Source organism: Pedococcus sp. P5_B7 (assembly GCF_054049895.1).
Genome location: NZ_JBFULM010000002.1, coordinates 118,312 through 138,606, shown reverse-complemented (window position 1 = coordinate 138,606; position 20,295 = coordinate 118,312). Strand labels below are relative to the sequence as shown.

The 20,295-nt window shown below is 71.1% G+C and carries 21 protein-coding genes; 13 read left to right on the top strand and 8 right to left on the bottom strand.

Features of this window, described 5'->3' with window-relative positions; translation table 11 throughout:
* Nucleotides 1-5: 5 nt before the first annotated feature.
* Nucleotides 6-1,664 carry an ATP-binding cassette domain-containing protein gene (locus ACXJKD_RS03480; protein ID WP_457252965.1) on the bottom strand — a complete coding sequence of 553 codons (1,659 nt, stop codon included), beginning with the start codon at nucleotides 1,662-1,664 and terminating at the stop codon, nucleotides 6-8.
* A gap of 23 nt (nucleotides 1,665-1,687) precedes the next feature.
* On the opposite strand from ACXJKD_RS03480, the gene ACXJKD_RS03475 reads away from it, so the two are divergent.
* Complete coding sequence (locus tag ACXJKD_RS03475; RefSeq protein WP_457252964.1) at nucleotides 1,688-1,903, top strand: hypothetical protein; 216 nt, start codon at nucleotides 1,688-1,690, stop codon at nucleotides 1,901-1,903.
* A 33-nt stretch (nucleotides 1,904-1,936) separates the two neighbouring features.
* On the opposite strand, the gene ACXJKD_RS03470 is transcribed toward ACXJKD_RS03475, so the two are convergent.
* Together ACXJKD_RS03470 and ACXJKD_RS03465 are read right to left on the bottom strand one after the other, a co-directional pair.
* The gene (locus tag ACXJKD_RS03470; protein WP_457252963.1) at nucleotides 1,937-2,518 is read right to left on the bottom strand and encodes a DUF3043 domain-containing protein; all 582 of its coding nucleotides are present in this window, start codon (nucleotides 2,516-2,518) and stop codon (nucleotides 1,937-1,939) included.
* Nucleotides 2,519-2,573: 55 nt separating this feature from the next.
* Nucleotides 2,574-2,696, bottom strand: coding sequence for a hypothetical protein (locus tag ACXJKD_RS03465; RefSeq protein ID WP_457252962.1), 123 nt, complete (start codon nucleotides 2,694-2,696; stop codon nucleotides 2,574-2,576).
* 17 nt (nucleotides 2,697-2,713) lie between these two features.
* Here ACXJKD_RS03465 and ACXJKD_RS03460 point away from each other — a divergent pair, with 17 nt between their 5' ends.
* The 3 genes from ACXJKD_RS03460 to ACXJKD_RS03450 are packed head-to-tail and all read left to right on the top strand — an operon-like array spanning nucleotide 2,714 to nucleotide 6,753.
* Nucleotides 2,714-4,078, top strand: a complete 1,365-nt coding sequence (locus ACXJKD_RS03460) for a M20/M25/M40 family metallo-hydrolase (RefSeq protein ID WP_457252961.1) — start codon at nucleotides 2,714-2,716, stop codon at nucleotides 4,076-4,078.
* Between the two features lie 42 nt (nucleotides 4,079-4,120).
* On the top strand, nucleotides 4,121-5,506 hold the full coding sequence (locus ACXJKD_RS03455; protein WP_457252960.1) for a GH1 family beta-glucosidase: 1,386 nt from the start codon (nucleotides 4,121-4,123) through the stop codon (nucleotides 5,504-5,506).
* Nucleotides 5,503-6,753 (top strand): saccharopine dehydrogenase family protein, encoded by a 1,251-nt coding sequence (locus ACXJKD_RS03450; RefSeq protein WP_457252959.1) that lies wholly within the window; start codon nucleotides 5,503-5,505, stop codon nucleotides 6,751-6,753. The genes ACXJKD_RS03455 and ACXJKD_RS03450 overlap by 4 nt, the downstream gene beginning before the upstream one ends.
* Before the next feature lie 355 nt (nucleotides 6,754-7,108).
* Here the strand turns inward: ACXJKD_RS03450 and nadA are convergent, their stop codons facing one another.
* Nucleotides 7,109-8,311 (bottom strand): quinolinate synthase NadA, encoded by a 1,203-nt coding sequence (gene nadA / locus ACXJKD_RS03445; protein ID WP_457252958.1) that lies wholly within the window; start codon nucleotides 8,309-8,311, stop codon nucleotides 7,109-7,111.
* Nucleotides 8,312-8,373: 62 nt separating this feature from the next.
* On the opposite strand from nadA, the gene ACXJKD_RS03440 reads away from it, so the two are divergent.
* Complete coding sequence (locus tag ACXJKD_RS03440) at nucleotides 8,374-9,153, top strand: maleylpyruvate isomerase N-terminal domain-containing protein (RefSeq protein ID WP_457252957.1); 780 nt, start codon at nucleotides 8,374-8,376, stop codon at nucleotides 9,151-9,153.
* Nucleotides 9,154-9,163: 10 nt separating this feature from the next.
* Here the strand turns inward: ACXJKD_RS03440 and ACXJKD_RS03435 are convergent, their stop codons facing one another.
* The gene (locus ACXJKD_RS03435) at nucleotides 9,164-9,385 is read right to left on the bottom strand and encodes a hypothetical protein (RefSeq protein WP_457252956.1); all 222 of its coding nucleotides are present in this window, start codon (nucleotides 9,383-9,385) and stop codon (nucleotides 9,164-9,166) included.
* A gap of 128 nt (nucleotides 9,386-9,513) precedes the next feature.
* On the opposite strand from ACXJKD_RS03435, the gene ACXJKD_RS03430 reads away from it, so the two are divergent.
* Nucleotides 9,514-10,680, top strand: coding sequence for a glycerate kinase family protein (locus ACXJKD_RS03430; protein ID WP_457252955.1), 1,167 nt, complete (start codon nucleotides 9,514-9,516; stop codon nucleotides 10,678-10,680).
* 95 nt (nucleotides 10,681-10,775) lie between these two features.
* Nucleotides 10,776-11,168: a HesB/IscA family protein gene (locus tag ACXJKD_RS03425; protein ID WP_457252954.1), complete on the top strand. Its 393-nt coding sequence runs from the start codon at nucleotides 10,776-10,778 to the stop codon at nucleotides 11,166-11,168.
* A gap of 151 nt (nucleotides 11,169-11,319) precedes the next feature.
* On the opposite strand, the gene ACXJKD_RS03420 is transcribed toward ACXJKD_RS03425, so the two are convergent.
* Entirely contained in the window at nucleotides 11,320-12,045 is a 726-nt protein-coding gene (locus ACXJKD_RS03420) for a flavodoxin family protein (protein WP_457252953.1), read from the bottom strand.
* 89 nt (nucleotides 12,046-12,134) lie between these two features.
* On the opposite strand from ACXJKD_RS03420, the gene ACXJKD_RS03415 reads away from it, so the two are divergent.
* Complete coding sequence (locus tag ACXJKD_RS03415; protein WP_457252952.1) at nucleotides 12,135-13,121, top strand: carbohydrate kinase family protein; 987 nt, start codon at nucleotides 12,135-12,137, stop codon at nucleotides 13,119-13,121.
* A 15-nt stretch (nucleotides 13,122-13,136) separates the two neighbouring features.
* Nucleotides 13,137-13,823 (top strand): leucyl/phenylalanyl-tRNA--protein transferase, encoded by a 687-nt coding sequence (aat, locus tag ACXJKD_RS03410; protein WP_457252951.1) that lies wholly within the window; start codon nucleotides 13,137-13,139, stop codon nucleotides 13,821-13,823.
* Nucleotides 13,824-13,835: 12 nt separating this feature from the next.
* On the opposite strand, the gene ACXJKD_RS03405 is transcribed toward aat, so the two are convergent.
* Both ACXJKD_RS03405 and ACXJKD_RS03400 read right to left on the bottom strand, forming a co-directional pair.
* The gene (locus ACXJKD_RS03405) at nucleotides 13,836-14,123 is read right to left on the bottom strand and encodes a sulfurtransferase TusA family protein (RefSeq protein ID WP_457252950.1); all 288 of its coding nucleotides are present in this window, start codon (nucleotides 14,121-14,123) and stop codon (nucleotides 13,836-13,838) included.
* Complete coding sequence (locus ACXJKD_RS03400; RefSeq protein ID WP_457252949.1) at nucleotides 14,120-15,337, bottom strand: aminotransferase class V-fold PLP-dependent enzyme; 1,218 nt, start codon at nucleotides 15,335-15,337, stop codon at nucleotides 14,120-14,122. The genes ACXJKD_RS03405 and ACXJKD_RS03400 overlap by 4 nt, the downstream gene beginning before the upstream one ends.
* A gap of 95 nt (nucleotides 15,338-15,432) precedes the next feature.
* On the opposite strand from ACXJKD_RS03400, the gene ctaC reads away from it, so the two are divergent.
* From ctaC to ACXJKD_RS03380, 4 genes are all read left to right on the top strand, one after another.
* Nucleotides 15,433-16,329 (top strand): aa3-type cytochrome oxidase subunit II, encoded by an 897-nt coding sequence (ctaC, locus tag ACXJKD_RS03395; RefSeq protein WP_457252948.1) that lies wholly within the window; start codon nucleotides 15,433-15,435, stop codon nucleotides 16,327-16,329.
* Nucleotides 16,329-18,122, top strand: a complete 1,794-nt coding sequence (gene ctaD, locus ACXJKD_RS03390; protein WP_457252947.1) for an aa3-type cytochrome oxidase subunit I — start codon at nucleotides 16,329-16,331, stop codon at nucleotides 18,120-18,122. Before ctaC ends, ctaD begins: the two co-directional genes overlap by 1 nt.
* A gap of 3 nt (nucleotides 18,123-18,125) precedes the next feature.
* Nucleotides 18,126-18,527 (top strand): cytochrome c oxidase subunit 4, encoded by a 402-nt coding sequence (locus ACXJKD_RS03385; protein ID WP_457252946.1) that lies wholly within the window; start codon nucleotides 18,126-18,128, stop codon nucleotides 18,525-18,527.
* Nucleotides 18,528-18,987: 460 nt separating this feature from the next.
* Nucleotides 18,988-20,211 carry an Ig-like domain-containing protein gene (locus ACXJKD_RS03380; protein ID WP_457252945.1) on the top strand — a complete coding sequence of 408 codons (1,224 nt, stop codon included), beginning with the start codon at nucleotides 18,988-18,990 and terminating at the stop codon, nucleotides 20,209-20,211.
* Nucleotides 20,212-20,295 lie beyond the last annotated feature (84 nt).

Sequence of the window (20,295 nt, the reverse complement as noted above, 5' to 3'; positions counted from 1 at the left end):
GGCGGTCACGCGGAGGTGTGCGCCTCGACGGCGGTCAGCACGTCCGCAACCCGCAGGAAGGGCAACGGGTGCATCACCTTGGCCACCTGCGGTGCGAACGCGGGGGAGTCGGCCAGCACCTGCGTCGCCGGCCCATCCGCGATGACCTCGCCCTCGGCGAGGAGCACGACCCGGGTGGCGACCTCGGCCGTGAGCTCGACGTCGTGGGTGGCGACCAGCACCGCGCAGCCCGCCGCGGCCCGCTCGGCGAGGATCGTCGTGAGGCGGTCCTTGGCGGTGTAGTCGAGACCACGGGTGGGCTCGTCGAGCAGGAGCAGCGCGGTCCCGCGGGCCAGGACCAGGCTCAGGGCCACGCACATCCGCTGCCCCTCGGACAGGTCTGCCGCCGTGTGTTGGCGAGGATCCTCGAGGTCGGGCAGGTCGAGGTCGGGCAGGTCGGGGTCGGGCAGGTCGAGGTCCGGCGCGAGCCGACCGAGCACGGCCCGGCTCGTGCCGGCGGCCAGGCCGTGGGTGGCGTCGTGCGCCGCCAGCTGCACGGACACGGGCGCGTCGGTCAGGAGGTCGCCCGGGTCCTGAGGGGCCAGGGCAGGGGGCTCGGTGACGACCACTCGACCCGACGTGGGTGACAACGATCCGTCGAGGGTGGCGAGGAGGGTGGACTTGCCTGAGCCGTTGCGACCCATCAGGGCGACGACCTCGCCCGGCTCGACGCCGAGGTCCACCGTGCGCAGCGCGATGACGGTGTCGCGCACGACGCTCAGCCGCCGCAGGTCGACGACCGGTGCGGGGACGGATCCGGTGCTGGTGGCGTGGGGCGAGCCGGTGTCGGGGGCCGGTGTCGTAGCCACGGGGTTGAGGGTCGTCCGGAGGGTGCGAGCCGACCGTCGGGCCTCGCGGACCGACAGTGCGACGCGGTCCCAGCCCAGGCGGAGCCCGAGCTCGACCACCGGCGGGTGGAGAGCGGAGACGGCCATGGCCGCCGCCGGGTCGAGCGGGCCGCGGACCCGTCCCGACTCCACCAGCAGCACCGCGTCGGCGTGGTGTACGACCCGTTCGAGCCGGTGCTCGGCCACCACCACGGTGGTGCCGACGTCGTGCACGAGGCGGTGCAGGATCGCCAGCACGTCCTCGGCGGCGACCGGGTCCAGTGCCGACGTGGGCTCGTCGAGCACCAGCACCCGCGGCCCCGCGACGACGGCCACTGCGATCGCCACCCGTTGCTGCTGGCCCCCCGACAGCTCGGTGACCGGCCGTGACCGCAGGTCGTTGATCCCGAGCAGGTCGAGGGTCTCCTCCACCTGGCGCTGACCGGCGTGGGAGTCGGCGTGGCGGGCGAGCACCGCGCCCGCGATGACGGACTCCACCGTGCCAGCGGCCAGGGCCCTGGCCGGGTCCTGGCGCACCACACCGATGAGTGGCCGCGGGTCGGCCGGGTCTGCCTTGTGCACGTCGACGCCGTCGACCAGCACCCGCCCCGTGAGGCGGGCGGAGGTGTTCGCGGGGTCCCGGGTCAGGCCGGCGTCGAGGCACCGCAGGAGGGAGGACTTGCCCGAACCGGTCGGGCCGACGACGAGCAGGAGCTCACCCTCGGGGACCCCGAAGGTGACGTCGCGCAGGACCGGCTGCGCGGCGTACGCGAGCGTCACGCCCTCGAACTCGATCACGGTGCGAACCCTAGAGTGGGGGGATGAGCGATGCGTGGACGTGGACCTACCTCGACGCCGACGGGGCGGAGCTGAGCGGCGAAGGGCTGGTGACGACGGCCTTCCCGTCGCAGTCCGACGCCGAGAACTGGTTCGGCGAGTCGTGGCACGAGCTGACCGACCTCGGGGTGGACGCCGTCACGCTGTTCCACGAGGGACGCCAGGTCTACGGACCGATGAGCCTGCGGGCCGCGGAGTAGCTGGCCGCGGAGTAGCTGGCCGGGCCGAGGCCGTCAGGAGGGGAAGTCGCCGCGCTTGATGAGCGCCCGCGGCATCCGCGAGCGGCGGAGCTGGAAGCCGCGCATTACCGCGTACATGGCGAGCCCGCGGCCCACCTTGTCCTCGCCGAACTTGGCGATGAGCTTGGCCTTGAGCCGGCGCCACATGAGGAAGCCGTCGACCGCGGCGGCCAGCAGGAGGCCGTAGACGCCGATCGACACGGCCGCGAACACGGCCGGGATGCGGATGAACGACAGCGCCAGGACGACGATCATCACCGGCAGCATGAACTCGCCGAAGTTCCAGCGGGCATCCACGTAGTCGCGGATGTAGCGGCGCACCGGACCCTTGTCCCGAGCGGGCAGGTGGGCGTCGTCGCCGGTGACCATGGCCGCGCGCTGCTTCAGCTGCGCCTCACGACGCTTGTCGCGGTCGACGCTGCGAGCCGCCTTGCGGTCGGTCACGACCAAGGGGCGCCGGTTCGCGGCCTCCTGGTCCTTGCGCTTGGGCGTCGGCCGGTTCTTGGCGCCCTCGCGGGGCGCAGTCGCGACCGTCTCGGCCTGCTGCTCGTTCAGGGTCTTGTTGCGTCCAAACACAGGCTCACTGTATGCCGTCGGAGCAGCTACCCCTGAATCCGTGCCAGCGGGGGGCTCAGCGCAGCCAGCGCAAGGTCGCGCCGTCGGCCAGGTCGTCCCACCAGGTCGCCGTGGGCAGGGTGTGGGCGAAGGCGCCGCCGAGCGCTCCGGACCACGCCCGAGGAGCCGGCAGTCGCACCCGTTAGGCTCCCGACCGTGACTGACGACCTGCTGACCGACGACCAGATCTGCGCCCTTCGGGACACCGTGGCGGACCTCATGCCGGGCCTGCGCCAGAACCTCGAGGACCTCACCCGCATCCCGAGCGTGAGCCTCGATGCGTTCGACCAGGCCCACGTCGAGGCGAGCGCCGAGGCGACCGCCGCGCTCCTGCGCGCCGAGGGGCTCGACGTCGAGATCGTCCGCGAAGGGGGCCGCCCGGCCGTCATCGGGCACATCGACGGACCAGAGGGTGCGCCCACGGTGATGCTCTACGCCCACCACGACGTGCAGCCGCCCGGCGACGAGAAGGACTGGGACAGTGCGCCTTTCGAGCCGACCGAGCGTGACGGCCGGCTCTACGGCCGGGGCGCCGCAGACGACAAGGCCGGGATCATGGCGCACCTCGCAGCGCTTCGAGCCCACGCGGGTGCCCTTCCGGTCGGCGTGACCGTCTTCGTCGAGGGGGAGGAGGAGATCGGCTCCGACTCGCTGCCGACCCTGCTGGAGAAGCACGGCGAGAAGCTGCGCGCCGATGCGATCGTGCTGGCCGACTCGACCAACTGGGCCATCGGCGAGCCCGCGCTCACGACCACCCTGCGTGGCCTGATCCGCGTCGTCGTGACCGTGACGACCCTCGACCACGGAGTGCACTCGGGCATGTTCGGCGGTGCCGTCCCCGACGCCCTGACCCCCCTGGTCCGGATCCTGGCCAGCCTCCACGACGACGCCGGCGACGTCGCGGTCGCCGGCCTGAAGTCGGGCAAGGCGAGCGACCTCGAGTTCGACGAGGCCCGCCTGCGTGAGGAGTCCGGACTGCTCGACGGTGTCGAGGTCATCGGCACGGGCAGCCTCCTCGACCGGATCTGGGCCAAGCCGACCGCCACCGTCATCGGCATCGACGCGCCCTCCGTGGCGAAGTCGTCGAACACGCTCGTGCCGAGTGCGAGCGCCAAGGTCTCGATCCGGCTCGCCCCCGACGAGGTCCCCCTGGAGGCGTATGCCGCGGTGCAGCGCCACATCGCCGCACACACCCCGTGGGGCGCCAGGGTCGAGGTGCACCTCGACGACCAGGGTGCCGGGTTCGACGCCCACGCCGACGGCCCGGTCTACGACCAGGCGCGGGCAGCCTTCACCGATGCGTGGGGCGTCGTGCCGGTCGACATCGGCGTGGGCGGGTCGATCCCGTTCGTCGCGTCGTTCGCGAAGAAGTTCCCCGACGCCGCGATCCTCGTGACCGGTGTCGAGGACCCTGACACCCGGGCCCATGGCGCCAACGAGTCGCTGCACCTCGGCGAGTTCGAGAAGGTCTGTGTGGCCGAGGCCGTCCTCCTGGCGCGGCTGGGGGCCATGCCCCGCTGACCCCGAAGTCCAGCCCACCACCGCAAGCCCGAGGAGAGTCCGGTGACCGAGTTCCCGCTTCTGCCACAGGATTTCACCTTCGGCGTGGCGTCCGCGGCCTACCAGGTCGAGGGCGCCGTCAACGAGGACGGCCGCGGTCGGTCGGTGTGGGACACCTTCTGCGACAAGCCGGGAGCGATCGCGGGTGACGCCAGCGGAGCCGTCGCCTGCGACCACTACCACCGCTACCGCGAGGACGTGGAGCTGCTCAAGGTCCTCGGCGTCGACAGCTACCGGTTCTCGATCTCGTGGCCACGGATCCTGCCCACGGGGGCGGGCGAGGTGAACGCCGCCGGCCTCGACTTCTACGACCGCCTGGTCGACGAGCTGCTCGACGCCGGCATCGAGCCCACCGCCACGCTCTTCCACTGGGACACCCCGCAGTCCCTGGAGGACCGCGGGGGATGGACCGGTCGCGAGATCACCGAGCACTTCGCGGCATACGCGGGGATCGTCGGCGAGCGGCTCGGTGACCGGGTGGCGCGCTGGATGCCGCTCAACGAGCCCAACGTCGTCACCATGCTCGGCTACGCGATCGGCAACCACGCACCCGGCCGCTCGCTGGGGTTCGAGGCGCTGCCCGTCGTCCACCACCTGCTCCTCGGGCACGGGCTCGCGACGCAGGCGCTGCGCGCGGCCGGCTGCCGCGAGATCGGCATCGCGAGCAACCACGCGCCGGTGTGGCCGGCCTCGCAGGAGCCACCGGACGTCGAGGCGTCCCAGTTCTACGACAACCTCTGGAACTGGATGTTCGCCGACCCGGTCCTGCTGGGCCATTACCCGGTCGAGGGCACCGAGCAGGGCTTCCCGACCTACCGCGACGGCGACCTCGCCACCATCGCCGAGCCGCTCGACTGGTTCGGCATCAACTACTACAACCCGGCGCGCATCGGTGCGCCCGGCCTGGCGCCCGACAGCTCCCAGCTCGACGGCGCCGAGCTCCCGTCGGGACTCCCGTTCGAGACCCGTCGGATCGAGGGCTACGAACGCACCGACTTCGACTGGCCGATCGTCCCGGAGGGCCTGGCCCAGATCGTGCGCACCTTCCGCAACCGGTATGCCGAGAAGCTGCCGCCGCTCTACGTGACCGAGAGCGGCTGCTCGTTCCATGACGACGACCCCGTCGACGGCCGGGTGCCCGATCCGCGACGGATCGCCTACCACGACGCCCACCTGGGGGCCCTGGCCGACGAGATCCGCGACGGCGCTGACGTGCGCGGCTACGTCGCGTGGTCGGCGACCGACAACTTCGAGTGGGCGGCCGGCTATGCCGAGCGGTTCGGGCTGGTGCACGTCGACTACCAGACCCAGGTCCGCACTCCCAAGGACTCCTACCACTGGTACCGCGACCTCATCGCGCACACCCGAGCGAATGGAACGCCGTCATGACCCCCGCCACCCCCACCCGCACCCACGACGTCGTGCTCTTCGGGGCCACCGGCTTCGTCGGCCGGCTCGTCGCCGCCTACCTCGCCGAGCACGCGCCGGCAGGCACCCGCGTCGCCTTGGCCGGACGCTCCGAGCGCCGGCTCGAGGWGGTGCGGTCGGAGCTGCCGGCCGCGGCCCGCGACTGGCCCCTGGTGGTCGCCGACTCCGCCGACTCCGCCTCGCTGCGTGCCATGGCGGAGTCGACGACGGCTGTCGCGTCGACCGTCGGCCCCTACCTGCGCTACGGCCTGCCCCTCGTCGAGGCCTGTGCCGAGGCCGGCACCCACTACGCCGACCTCACCGGTGAGGTGCTGTTCGTCCGCCGGGCGATCGACGCCGTCGACGCCCGCGCCAAGGAGACCGGGGCGCGCATCGTGACGGCCTGTGGGTACGACTCGATCCCGTCCGACCTCGGGGTGCACCTGCTGCACGAGCGCGCCGTCGCCGATGCAGCCGGCTCCCTGCTCGACACGACCCTGCACGCCAAGTCGAAGGGCGGCCTCAGCGGCGGCACCATCGACTCCTCACGGGCGCAGCTCGAGGCGGTGGCAGCCGACACGTCGCTGCGCACGGTGATCTTCGACGCCTACGCCCTCAGCCCCGACCGAGCCACCGAGCCCGACCTGGGCAAGGAGCGCGACGCGAGCTCGGTCTTCGTCGACGCCCAGACGGGCGACTGGGTCGGGCCGTTCATCATGGCCGGCTTCAACACCCGGATCGTGCGTCGTAGCAACGCACTGCGCGACCACGCCTACGGTCGCCGGTTCCGCTACCGCGAGGTGAGCGCCTACGGGAAGGGCATGCGGGGCCGCCGTCGTGCCACCGTGTTCACCGGGCTGCTGGGCCTGGCCTACGCCGGCATGGCCAACCCCCGCACCCGGCCGATCGTCGACCGCCTGGCCCCCTCGCCGGGCGAGGGACCGAGCGAGCAGGCCCGGCGGTCCGGGTGGTTCTCGATGAAGATCCGGACCACCACCGAGACCGGCCGCCGCTACCTCGCCACGGTGGCCGCACAGGGCGACCCCGGGTATGCCGCCACGGCCGTCATGCTGGGTGAGTCGGCCCTGTGCCTCGCGCTGGACGGACCGTCGCTGCCTGCTGCCGCAGGCGTGCTCACCCCGTCGACCGCGATGGGTGACGCCCTGGTCGACCGGCTGCGCGCGCGGGACTTCACGATGACCGTGGACGAGCTGCCCGACCGCCCCTGAACTCGGTCGGGTCAGCCCGCCCACGGCGGGTGCAGCGGTCTACAGCGAGACTCGCCACCCCCTCCGCCGCTCGGCCGGACCGAGCACGTCGGGATGCAGGCATCGCGACCGCGGATCGCCACACCATACGGTGCGATGACGTCGCCGGCGACCATCCTGGCTGCTCGCCTGCGTGACATCGTGGCCATGGGGTGACCCTCCTGCGTGGGGCGCGAATCCTTGCGGATCACCCAGTATGGGCAGGGTCGCCCGCGTTTGGACTCCCTCAGGAGGACTAGTCCGCCCCGGTCGACGGGGAGCAGCGTGGACCCCAGTCCGGGCGGCCACGGCGATGGCCTGATCTCTGTCGGCTGAGCTAGTCCCGGTGGGTCTCGCCCGGGAGGGCGAGCATCTGGTCGAGCGCGACGCGCGCGTGGTGGGCCACCTCGGGGTCGACCCGGATCGGGTTGACGACGCGGCCCGCCACAAGAGACTCGAGGGTCCACACGAGGTGGGGCAGGTCGATGCGGTTCATCGTCGAGCAGTAGCAGACGTTCTTCTCGAGGAACGAGACCTGCTGCTCGGGGAACTGCGCGGCGAGCCGGCGCACGAGGTTGAGCTCGGTGCCCACGACCCACTTGGTGCCGGCCGGCGCGGCCGCGATGGTCTGGATGATCTTCTCGGTCGAGCCGACCTCGTCGGCCGCCTCGACGACCTCGTGCTGGCACTCGGGGTGGACGATCACCTTGACGTCGGGGATCTCGCGCCGGGCCTGCTCGACCGCGGCGAGGCTGAACCGGCCGTGCACCGAACAGTGGCCGCGCCACAGGATCATCGTGGCGTCCTCGAGCTCCTGGCGGGTCAGGCCACCCATCGGCTTGTGCGGGTCGAAGACCACGCACCCGTCGAGGTCGCCACCGAGGTCGCGGACGTAGGTGTTGCGCCCGAGGTGCTGGTCGGGCAGGAAGAGCACCTTGCCACCCTCGCCCGCCTGGTCCAGCGCCCAGGTGAGGGCGGTGCGGGCGTTGGACGAGGTGCAGATCGTGCCGCCGTGACGGCCGGTGAAGGCCTTGATCGCCGCGGAGGAGTTCATGTAGGTGACCGGGATGGTCCGGTCCGCGACCCCGGCCTCGACCAGGTCGTCCCAGGCGTCCTCGACCTGGCGGATCGCGGCCATGTCGGCCATCGAGCACCCAGCGGCCAGGTCGGGCAGGATCACGGTCTGCTCGTCGCTGGTGAGGATGTCGGCCGACTCGGCCATGAAGTGGACCCCGCAGAACACGATGTACGGCGCATCCGGTCGCGCGGCTGCGTCCTTGGCCAGCTTGAAGGAGTCGCCCGTGACGTCGGCGAACTCGATGACCTCGTCGCGCTGGTAGTGGTGCCCGAGCACGAACACCTGGTCGCCGAGGGCGGCCTTGGCCGCGCGGGCCCGCTCGACGAGCCCCGGGTCCGAGGCGGCAGGCAGGTCGCCAGGGCACTCGACGCCCCGCTCCGTGTGCAGGTCGGTGCCCCGACCGAGGACCAGCAGCGGAAGGGGGGAGGGACGGGAGTCCGACTGCGTCACAGGGGTGCTCACGCCCCGATCGTATGCCGTGCGGTCCCGTGCCCAGCGCCGGCTGCCGGGCTAGGGTCGCGCCCATGGACGACGACCACGCGCTGGCCGCCCTCGGGACGGCGACCTCGGCGATGCTCGCCACGGTGCGCACCACCGACCCCGCAGCAGCGGTGCCCGCCTGTCCCGGCTGGTCGGTGAGCGACCTCGTCGACCACCTCGGCCGGGTGCACCTCTGGGCCGCCCACAGCGCGCGGGAGGGCGCACCGCCCGACCCCTACCCGCGGCGCGACCGCGACCAGCCCCTCGCCGACTGGTATGCCGCGTGCGCCGACTCGATCGTGGCCACCCTGTCCGAGCTGCCCCCGGACCACCCCTCCTGGAGCTTCTCGGCCGACCCGGCCCACGGGACCGCGGGGTTCTGGCGCCGCCGTCAGTTCCACGAGACCACGGTCCACCACGTCGACGCGTTGCAGGCCGCTGCCCGCCTGCCGGTGTCCGGTCCGGTGGAGGCGGTTCCCGGCCTCACGCCACAGGACGCGGCCGACGGCGTGGCCGAGGTGTTCGAGGTGATGGCTCCTCGCAGCCTGGTCCGTCATGCGGACCGCGCGGCGCTGAACGTGATCCCAGCGCCCGAGCCGATCGCCTTGTGTTGCACCGACGTCGAGGCGTCCTGGACCGTTCGGCTGGTCGACGGAGCCGTCGTGCTGGTCGACGGGGTGGCGGAGGGAGCGGTCGCGCGGGTCAGTGGACCCGCGACCCAGCTCTACCTCGCACTGTGGCACCGAGCCGATCCTGCCGACCTCTCGGTGGACGGCGACGAAGGAGCCGCCCGCCGGCTGCTCGCTGCCGCCCTGGTGCCCTAGGTGGGCCGACTCAGAGCGGGTGGATCTTGCTGCTGGACATCGCCACGCTGACGGTGTTCTCACCGAAACGCACGTGGATCCGGTCGCCGGTGACCCGGACGACCGATCCCAGGCCGTGCCGGTCGTGGGTGACCCTGTCGTCGACGGCGAAGTCCGGGATCTCGGGGACCTCTGCGGCGCGGAAGGGGCTGTTGGGCAGGTGCGGCTTCTTGGCGGGCTGACGGGGGCGCATGTGTCTAGTGTGGACCTGTTTGCCGCCACCCGCCTCCACCGCGCCACGCATTTTCCGCCCATTCGTGCTCAACCGGGTCGAATTAAGCCCACCGCTGACACTCGCACGTGGACTGGAAGGATGGGACCGTGCACGTCGTCATCGCCCCGGACTGCTTCACCGGCACCCTCACCGCCCAGCAGGCCGCGCAGGCCATGGCCCAGGGGTGGGCCGCCAGCGCACCGCACGACCTGCTGACCCTGCGACCGCTGTCCGACGGGGGACCGGGTTTCCTCGACGTCCTCGCCGGGGCACTGCCCGACGCCCAGACCCTGGCGGTGACCGTCACCGACCCGCTCGGTCGTGAGGTGCCCGCAGCGCTCCTGGTGGTCGACGACGGTGGACGCCGCACGGCATACCTCGAGTCGGCGCAGGCGGCCGGTCTCCACCTGCTCGCGGCCGACGAGCGCAACCCCGCCCTCACCAGCACCTGGGGCGTGGGACGGCTGCTCGAGGCGGCCCTCGACGAGGGCGTGAGCCGCATCGTCGTCGGCCTGGGCGGGAGCGCCACCAACGACGCGGGGGCTGGTCTGCTGGCGGCCCTGGGCGCCGGTGCCGCCCACGACCTGGCGCGGGGTGGACTGGCGCTCGCGGAGATCTCCGACGCGGCCCTGCCGGGGCTGGTCGAGGCGCGCGACCGGTTCCGCGACGTCGAGCTCGTGCTCGCCACCGACGTCGAGTCGCCGCTCCTCGGACTCCAGGGGGCCAGTGCCGTGTTCAGCCCCCAGAAGGGAGCCTCGCCGGAGCTGGCGCAGGCGCTGGAGGGCGCCCTGGGACGGTTTGTCGAGGTCGTGCGCCGCACGGTGCCGGAGCAGACCGACCTGCTGACCGGGTCGGCGAGACGGCTGGACAAGACGCCTGGCGCCGGGGCCGCGGGAGGGCTGGGCTACGCGCTGCTGCTGCTCGGCGGCACCCGCGTGAGCGGCGTGGGCGAGGTCCTCGAGGCAGTCGGGCTGCGCGAGCTGCTGCGGGCAGCCGACCTCGTGGTCACGGGGGAGGGCTCGTTCGACTGGCAGAGCCTGCAGGGCAAGGTCGTGGCGGGGGTCGCAGGTCTGGCGCTGGAGACGGCCACCCCCAGCGTCGTGATCGCCGGGCAGGCCCTCGTCGGGCGACGGGAGACCATGACCCTGGGGTTGTCGGGCAGCTATGCGGTGGCTGAGACGCCCGCGCAGGTCGAGGCCGCCATGACCGATCCCGTCGGCACCCTCGCGGCGCGAACCGCCCGGGTGGCGGCCACCTGGTCCCCTCGCGCCTGAGCACGTCGTACAGTGGAGTGGCGCGGGGAACATTTCGCGCGAACCGTGGGTTGGCACCAGTGGCCGACCTCCACCGACATGAAGGACGCATCACCATGAGTGTTCAGGACCAGACCGCTGCGGCGACCACCGTCGACGCCACCGAGGCGCCCGCCGAGGCCACGCACGGCGTGCTCCTCTCTGATGTCGCTGCTGCCAAGGTGAAGTCCCTGCTCGAGCAGGAAGGTCGCGACGACCTGCGCCTGCGCGTCGGAGTCCAGCCCGGCGGCTGCTCCGGCCTCATCTACCAGCTCTACTTCGACGAGCGCACCCTCGACGGTGACCTCGTCCGCGACTTCGACGGTGTCGAGGTCGTCGTCGACCGGATGAGCGCCCCCTACCTCGAGAACGCGAGCATCGACTTCGCCGACACGATCGAGAAGCAGGGCTTCACCATCGACAACCCCAACGCCGGCAGCTCCTGCGCCTGCGGCGACTCGTTCAGCTGATCGAACACAGCAGCTGATCGAACACAGCAGCTGATCGAGCACGGCAGCTGACAACCCAGCAGCTGACAACCCAGCAACTGAGCACTGCCGAAGGGCCCGTCACCAGTGGTGACGGGCCCTTCGCTGGTCTGTCCTCACCCGGTACACCCAGCTAGCGGTACTCGGGGTTCGGGTAGTCGAACCGGGCGCCGGCGTCCCACTCGGTGCGCTGGTTGCCCCCGACCGGGAAGCCACCTGCGGCCTTCAGCAGCGCCGCGAGGTGCATGAGGTTCCACGTCATGAACGTGGTGTTGCGCTGGGTGAACTCGTTCTCGGGCCCGCCGCTGCCCGGGTCGAGGTACGACGGACCGGGTCCCGCCTCGCCGATCCACCCGGCGTCCGCAGCCGGCGGGATCGAGTAACCGATGTGCTGGAGGCTGTAGAGGATGTTGGAGGAGCAGTGCTTGATGCCGTCCTCGTTGCCGGTGATGATCGCGCCCCCGACCTTCCCGTAGTAGACGTACTGCCCAGCCGCGTTGGTCATCGACGAGCCGGCGTAGAGGCGCTCGATCACCTGCTTGGTGATGCTGGAGTTGTCGCCCAGCCAGATCGGCCCGGCGACCACGAGGATGTCGGAGTCGAGGATCCGGGCGAACAACGTCGGCCACTCGTCGCGGTCCCAGCCGTGCTCGGTCATGTCGACGTAGACGCCCGTGGCGATGTCGTGGTCGACGGCCCGGATCAGCTCGACGTCGACCCCGTGCTTGCGCATGATGGCGGCGCTGAGGTCGACCAGGGCCTGGGTGTTGCTGGGCTCGGGGGAGCGCTTGAGGGTGCAGTTGACGAAGGTGGCGCGCAGGCCGCTGAAGTCGAACGCGGCGATCTCGGGTTCGGTCATGGCTCGACTGTGCCCCCTGCATCCGGTCGCGGCAATGGCCAGAGGGAGCTGCGCGCGCTGAACCTCCACAACAGGTAGGTTTTCGTCCCGTGCAGATAGCCATCACGGGTTCCATCGCCACCGACCACCTGATGACCTTCAAGGGCAGGTTCCGCGACAGCCTCGTCGTCGAGCAGCTCGACAAGGTCTCGCTGTCGTTCCTCGCGGACGACCTCGAGGTCCGCCGGGGCGGGGTGGCCGCCAACATCGCGTTCGGCATGGCCAACCTCGGCCAGCGGCCGATCCTCGTCGGGGCGGTGGGTGAGGACTTCGCCGACTACCGCAGCTGGCTCGAGCGACACGGGGTCGACTGCCACTCGGTGCACGTGTCCGAGTCCAAGCACACGGCCCGCTTCGTCTGCACGACCGACGAGGACATGGCCCAGATCGCCACCTTCTACGCCGGCGCGATGAGCGAGGCACGGGGCATCGAGCTCGACCCCATCGCCCACCGCGTGGGCGGGCTCGACCTGGTCCTGGTCGGCGCCAACGACCCCGAGGCGATGCTGCGCCACACGCGCGAGTGCCGGTCCCGCGGCATACCGTTCGCTGCCGACCCGAGCCAGCAGCTCGCGTTCGCCGACGGCGAGACCATCCGCCAGCTCATCGACGGCGCCGACTTCCTGCTCACCAACGAGTACGAAGCGGCGTTGACCGAGCAGAAGACCGGCTGGGACGCCGCCGAGATCGCCGACCGGGTGCACACCCGGGTCATCACCCGGGGCAAGGAGGGCGTCTCCATCGAGCGCAAGGGCGAGGACACCATCGAGGTCTCGGTCGCCCGCGAGGTGCGCCGGGCCGACCCGACCGGTGTCGGTGACGCGTTCCGGGCCGGCTTCCTCACCGGGCTGGCGGCCGACCTCGGCCTGCGCCACTCCGCGGAGCTCGGCTCGATGCTCGCGACCTACGTCATCGAGACCGTGGGCACGCAGGAGTACACGCTGGGCAAGGCGAGCTTCCTCCAGCGGCTTGCCGATGCCTACGGCCAGGAGTCGGCGGACGCGATCGAACCCCACATCAGCTGCATCGCGCCGTAGGCGAGCGGTGCACCGGTGGTGACCGCCGAGCCGGTCGAACCCCTCCCCACCAGCTGGGTCTTCGACCTGAGCGAGGTGGAGGACGGCGAGGACATGGTCGCCGTCGGGGGTGACCTGCGGGCGGGGACGCTGATCGAGGCCTACCGCAGCGGCGTGTTCCCGATGGGGCTCGGTGAGCTCGGCACGAGGCCGCTGGGCTGGTGGTCACCGGACCCGCGCGGGGTCCTGCTGCCCGGGGGAGTGCACGCCAGCCGTTCGCTCCAGAAGTCGCTGCGGCATTTCGAGATGCGGGTCGACACGGCCTTTCGCGACGTGGTCGAGGCGTGTGCCGACCCCGGTCGCGACGGCCGCTGGATCACCGAGGAGATCATCGACGCCTACACCGAGCTGCACGCCCTCGGCTGGGCGCACAGCATCGAGACCTGGCAGGACGGCCAGCTCGTCGGGGGGCTCTACGGCATCAACGTCGGCGGGCTCTTCGCGGGGGAGTCGATGTTCCACCGGGTCACCGATGCGTCCAAGGCCGCCGTCGTGGCCACGGCCGGCTACGTCTTCGCCGACGGCGACCCTCGTCGCCTCATCGACGTGCAGTGGGCGACCGACCACCTGCGCAGCCTCGGCGTGGTCACGGTGTCGCGTCGCGACTACCTCGCGCGGCTCGGCGAGGCCGTCGGCCTCGAGCCACCGACCTTCTCCGCCTAGCCGACCCGGGGCTCACCCCACCGTGCGCACCCGGTATGCCGCGTGCTCGCCCTCCGTGGCGACCTCGCCGAGGTAGTCCTGGGCGCGCATCCGGCACCACGCCGGGATGTCGGCGCGGGCCGCCGGGTCGGTCGCCCACACCTCGACCACGGTGCCGGCCGGCGAGTCCTGGGCGGCCCGCGCGAGCCTGATGACCGGGATTGGGCAGCGCAGGCCGCGGGCGTCCACGACGACGAGCTCGGATGCCGGGGTGGGCTCCAGCTCATCCGGGGGTCGCGGGGGTCGCGGGGTGCCGGTCACAGGCGACGAGCCCCGAGCTCGGTCCGCACCGACTCGACCACCTCGGCGATGACGGCGCAGAAGGCGTCGACCTGGGCGGCCCGGTCAGGTGCCACGGCAGCCAGGGGCAGGGTGATGCGCACGTTGCCGTGGGTCAGCGCGCCCATCGCCGCCAGGACATGGCTCGGCTCGAGGGTGCTGGCCGTGCACGCCGAGCCCGAGCCCACGGCGAAGCCCCTGCGGTCGAACTCGCGCACCAGCGCCTCACCGTCGGCGTAGAGCGCCGAGAAGGTGACGACGTGGGGGAGGCGGCCCGCCGGGTCACCCACGACGTCGACGTCCGGGACCGCGGCAGCAGCGGTGCGGATGAGGTCGACGAGCGCGAACGCCTCCTCGCGCTCCCGCGCGGCCCCGGCCGCGGATTGCTGCCAGGCTTCGGCCGCCGCCAGCGCCAAGGGGACCCACGGCGTGTGCCGAGACGGCCCGCTGAGGGCGGCGTCCGGGTCGGCGGGGCCCGGGAGCAGCCACCGCGTGCGCTCCGGGACGAGCAGGATGCCGAGGCCGCCCGGTCCACCCCAGGACGCGGCGTCGCCGGCCAGGACGTCGTAGGTGTCCGGTGGCGAGGTCCGCCCGAGTGAGGCCTGGGCGTCCACCCCGAGCGGCACCCCGGCGGCGAGGCAGGCCTCGTGAGCCGCCTCGAGGGGCTGGATGGTGCCCACCTCGCCGTTGGCGTGCTGGAGGACGGCGGCCACCGTCCCCGGTGTGGCCACGGCCCGGTGCCACGCGCCGAGGTCCACGCGCCCGGCGCCGTCGACGGCGACCGCCTCGAAGGCCGCCGGGTCGGCTGCCGCGTCGGCTGCGTGGCGGCCGGGGACGAGGACCGCAGAGTGCTCGACGGCCGAGGCGACCAGGCGCGCTCCGCGACGCCGCGCGGCATACCGGAGGCCGTCGGTCATCCAGCGGACCGCGGTCGGGCCGTCGGGCGCGAAGGCGACTTCCGAAGGGCTGACCGAGAGCCCAGTCGCGAGCACCTCACGGGCCTGGTCGAGGAGCCGTCGCGCCGTCCGTCCTTCCCGGTGCAGGCGGCGCGGGTCGGCCCAGCCGGCGTCGACCGCCGCGAGCATCGTCTCCCTGGCTCGCGGGTGCATCGGCCCGGGCGCCGCGTCGAGGACGGCACGCTCGGGGAGACGGTCGGATTCGCCGCCGGGAGCGTCGTCCGGGGAGGGGTTCGCCACACCCTGACGTTAGCCGCACCCTGACCGGACGGGACGCACTGGCTGGAGTAGGGTTTGGCGCGATGGCCCATCACTGTCTCGAAGAAGGTGCACCGTTGCGTCAGCACGACGTCTCTGCGCCGCGCCCACAGCGGCGGCGGACTGCTCAGAGGAGAACGACCACGGCTCTCGGGCTGTCGCTCGTCGCCCTCGCCCTCTCCGGCTGCGCCGGGCGCGTCCAGGACGGCTTCCTGCCCCGCGCCGTGACCGAGGGCGGCGAACGCGTCACCTCGCTCTGGAACGGTGCCTGGATCGCCGCGCTCATCGTCGGGGTCATCGTCTGGGGCCTGATCGGCTGGTGCGTGGTGGCCTACCGCCGCAAGAAGGACGACACCGCCCTGCCGGTGCAGCTGCGCTACAACGTGCCGATGGAGATCCTCTACACGATCGTCCCGGTGTTCATGATCGCGGTGCTCTTCTACTACACCGCTCGTGACGAGGCCGCCCTGCTCGACACCTCCAAGCACCCCGACGTCGTCGTCAACGTGGTGGGCAAGAAGTGGAGCTGGGACTTCAACTACGTCAACGAGCAGACCTACGAGAGCGGCACCCAGGCCGAGCTCACGGGGGAGCCCGGCACCGAGCAGAACCTCCCGACCCTCTACCTGCCGGTCAACAAGCGCACCGAGTTCGTGCTGACCTCGCGCGACGTCATCCACTCGTTCTGGGTGCCGGCGTTCCTGCAGAAGCTCGACATGATCCCCGGGCGGGTCAACAAGTTCCAGGTCGTGCCCACCGAGACCGGTGACTTCAAGGGGAAGTGCGCCGAGCTCTGCGGCGCCTACCACTCGCAGATGCTGTTCAATGTCAAGGTCGTCGACCAGGCCGCCTACGACGCCCACATCGCCGAGCTCAAGGGGAAGGGCAACACCGGCCAGCTCGACAACAGCCTGAACCCCGAGAAGGTCATGAACGAGGACAAAGACCTCATCCCGAGTGCAGGGAGCAACTGATGGCAGCGGCAACCGAGTCGAGCGCGGGGACCTACTACCGGTCCACCGAGGCCACCGCGACCCGCCGGCTCACCAAGGGCCAGACCGTCGTGAAGTGGGCGTCGACCACTGACCACAAGGTGATCGGCAACCTCTACTTCATCACCTCGTTCATCTTCTTCATGTTCGGTGGCGTGCTCGCGCTCCTGATCCGGGCCGAGCTGTTCCAGCCGGGCCTGCAGATCGTGGACAACCCCGACCAGTTCAACCAGCTGTTCACCATGCACGGCACGATCATGCTGCTGCTGTTCGCGACCCCGCTGTTCGCCGGGTTCGCCAACGCGCTCATGCCGATCCAGATCGGCGCACCCGATGTCGCCTTCCCGCGGCTCAACATGTTCGCCTACTGGCTCTACCTCTTCGGTGGCCTGATCGCCTCCGCCGGCTTCCTCACCCCGTCGGGTGCGGCGTCGTTCGGCTGGTTCGCCTACTCGCCGCTGTCCGACGCGTCGAACAGCCCCGGCCTCGGTGGCGACCTGTGGGTCTTCGGCCTCGCGCTCGCCGGCTTCGGCACCATCCTCGGCGCCGTCAACTTCATCACCACGATCATCTGCATGCGCGCGCCCGGCATGACGATGTTCCGGATGCCGATCTTCACCTGGACGATCCTCGTCACCAGCCTGCTCGTGCTGATGGCGTTCCCGGTGCTGGCCTCCGCGCTGCTGGCCCTCGGTGCCGACCGGAAGTTCGGGGCCCACGTCTTCGACCCCGACAACGGTGGTCCGATGCTGTGGCAGCACCTGTTCTGGTTCTTCGGCCACCCCGAGGTCTACATCATCGCGCTGCCGTTCTTCGGCATCATCTCCGAGATCCTCCCGGTGTTCTCGCGCAAGCCGATCTTCGGCTACAAGACCCTGGTCTTCGCGACCATCGGCATCGCGGCCCTCTCGGTCACCGTGTGGGCCCACCACATGTACGCCACGGGCCAGGTCCTCCTCCCGTTCTTCGCGGTCATGACGATGCTCATCGCCGTGCCCACGGGCGTGAAGTTCTTCAACTGGATCGGCACGATGTGGGGCGGCAAGCTGTCCTTCGAGACGCCGATGCTCTGGGCGATCGGCTTCCTCGTCACGTTCCTCTTCGGCGGCCTGACCGGCATCATCCTGTCCAGCCCGGCCCTCGACTTCCACCTGTCCGACAGCTACTTCGTGGTGGCGCACTTCCACTACGTGGTCTTCGGCACCGTGGTCTTCGCGATGTTCGCCGGCTTCTACTTCTGGTGGCCCAAGTTCACCGGTCGGATGCTCGACGAGACGCTGGGCAAGGTGCACTTCTGGATGCTGTTCATCGGCTTCCACACGACCTTCCTCATCCAGCACGTGCTGGGCGTCGACGGCATGCCCCGTCGCTACGCCGACTACCTGCCCGAGGACGGCTTCACCTGGGAGAACCAGGTGTCCACCTTCGGCGCCTTCCTGCTGGCCGCGTCGACGCTCCCGTTCCTCTACAACGTCTGGAAGACCTGGCGCACCGCGCCGCTGGTCGAGACCGACGACCCGTGGGGCTACGGCGCGTCGCTCGAGTGGGCCACCTCGTGCCCGCCGCCGCGCCACAACTTCGACACCATCCCGCGGATCCGCTCCGAGCGCCCGGCCTTCGACCTGCACCACCCCGAGGCGGCTCCGCTGTCCGGCGTGCACGCCGACCCCGACACGCTGACCCGCATCATGGCCGAGACCGGTTCCGGCGAGGAGCACGTCACGGGCGAGTTCGACCACGACAAGCACCCGCGGTTCCATGAGGAGCGTGACTGACCCGTGAAGATCGAGTACAAGCTCTTCATCATCCTGGCGGCCTTCTTCGCCCCCGTCGGCCTCGTCTACGGCATCTTCACGGAGTGGAAGGAGCCGGTCGGTCCGGCCGGCCTGTTCCTCTCCGCAGGGCTGGGCGCGATGGTCGCGTTCTACCTGTGGGCCACCGCGCGCCGGCTGCCCGAGCGCCCGGAGGACAACCCCGGTGGGGAGATCGCCGAGCACGAGGGCGAGTACGGCTTCTTCAGCCCGCACTCCTGGTGGCCCCTGCCGCTCGCCGGTGCGGCTGCGCTGTGCTTCCTCGGCCTGGCGGTCGGCTGGTGGCTGTTCATCATCGGTGCCACGTTCGGCGTGGTCGCCCTGGTGGGCTGGACCTTCGAGTACTTCAAGGGGCCGCACGCCGTCTGAGCTGCGCGTGGTCGATCGGCCGGGTGTGACCCTTGCGGGGTTGCCCCGGCCGTTCGCGTTGCTCGGTGCGAACCCGGCCAGTCGCCCGACCTCCCGGCCCACAGCGTGGCGGTGCTGGCGTTTGCGCCCTGGTGTGTCGTTTCGGGGGCATCGTCGTGGTGTCAGGGGCATCGCCGTCGAGCAGGTAGACTGACCTCCGGTCCGCGCAGGGGCGGGCCGCCGGGTTCTTCAGGGGCTCGGGCTCAGGGGGCCTGGCGCGAAATAGTGATCGCCCGGCCAGACACAGTTGCATAGCCAACCATTCGGGCCGGTCGGGCGTCTGTCGGGATGACGGCCGTCGTCGGACGGGTCCTGCGACTGTGGCCGAGGACGCGACACGCACACGCTGTTCAGAGGCACACGCTTTTGACCAGCACCGAACGCACAGGGCGCCACGACGGCGCAGAGCACAGGAGTACACGTGGTGGGTAGGACTCAAGGGGCACGACTGGCCGTGGCCGCGACCATGGTTGCGGGACTGGCCCTGGTGGCCGGCTGTTCGGGCGGCGTCGACAGCCCGGCGACCGACAACGTGGCCGGCTCCAGCTCCTCGTCCTCCTCCTCGTCCTCGGCGACCCCCACGCCGGCCGAGCTGACCATCACGCCGGCCGAGGGAGCCACGGGCGTGCTGCCGACCGATCCCGTGGTGGTCTCGGCCACCAGCGGCACCCTCGGCGAGGTCACCGTCGCCGACGCCAAGGGCCGCAAGGTCGCCGGCAAGCTGGGCGACGACGGCGCGTGGACCTCCAGCGGGCTGCTGGCTCCCAGCGCGGCATACACGGTCAGCGCGACCGCCACCGGCGAGGACGGCACGCCGTCCACGACCACCTCGACGTTCGCCACCCTGAAGCCCAAGGTCACCGCGACCTACGGCATCCTCAACTCCGGCGAGACCGTCGGCGTCGGTATGCCGGCCAGCATCCAGTTCGACTCCGCCGTCACCAGCGCGAAGCTTCGCGCCGAGGTAGAGAAGCGGGTCACGATCACCACCTCACCCACGCAGAACGGGTCGTGGGGCTGGCTCGACAACCGCCAGCTCATGTGGCGCCCCACCAACTACTGGAAGCCCGGCACCACGGTCACCATCAGCGCGCCCCTGACCGGCGTCCAGACCGGTGAGGGCAAGTGGGTCGGCAACGACGACAGCGCGAGCTTCACGGTGGGTTCGTCGATGATCTCCACGGTCGACATCAAGCGTCACCAGATGACGGTCCGTCGTGGCGGCCAGGTCATCAAGGTGATCCCTGTCAGCACCGGTCGCCCCGGCGCCACCACGGAGACCCGGTCCGGGACCAAGGTGATCATCCGCAAGGAGGGTCACGTCACGATGGACTCGACGACCATCGGCATCCCCAAGGGCAAGCCCGGCTACTACAAAGAGGAGACGGACTGGAACCTGCGGGTCACCTGGACCGGCGAGTACCTCCACTCCGCTCCGTGGTCGGTGGGTGCCCAGGGCAACGCCAACGTCAGCCACGGCTGCGTGAACATGTCACCGGCCAACGCCAAGTGGATGTTCGAGAACTCCAAGGTCGGCGACGTGGTGACCTTCATCGGCTCCAACCGTCCGTTCCTGCCGGCCGAGGGCATCGGTGTCTGGCAGTACTCGTTCGCGAAGTGGAAGGCGCAGAGCGCGCTGGCCTGAGCCGAGCCGACTGCCGTCCTAGGGGCGCGGTGCCGCTGGGTCGTCGCCCCGTGGGTCGTCACCCGGTGAGTCGTCACCCGGTGA

Bases quoted from the DNA above. Each gene is read 5' to 3' on its own strand.
- ACXJKD_RS03420 (WP_457252953.1), bottom strand. From the start codon at position 12,045: ATGACCGAACCCGAGATCGCCGCGTTCGACTTCAGCGGCCTGCGCGCC.
- ctaD (WP_457252947.1), top strand. From the start codon at position 16,329: ATGGCAGCGGCAACCGAGTCGAGCGCGGGGACCTACTACCGGTCCACC.
- ACXJKD_RS03440 (WP_457252957.1), top strand. From the start codon at position 8,374: ATGGACGACGACCACGCGCTGGCCGCCCTCGGGACGGCGACCTCGGCG.
- ACXJKD_RS03425 (WP_457252954.1), top strand. From the start codon at position 10,776: ATGAGTGTTCAGGACCAGACCGCTGCGGCGACCACCGTCGACGCCACC.
- ACXJKD_RS03475 (WP_457252964.1), top strand. From the start codon at position 1,688: ATGAGCGATGCGTGGACGTGGACCTACCTCGACGCCGACGGGGCGGAG.
- ACXJKD_RS03435 (WP_457252956.1), bottom strand. From the start codon at position 9,385: ATGCGCCCCCGTCAGCCCGCCAAGAAGCCGCACCTGCCCAACAGCCCC.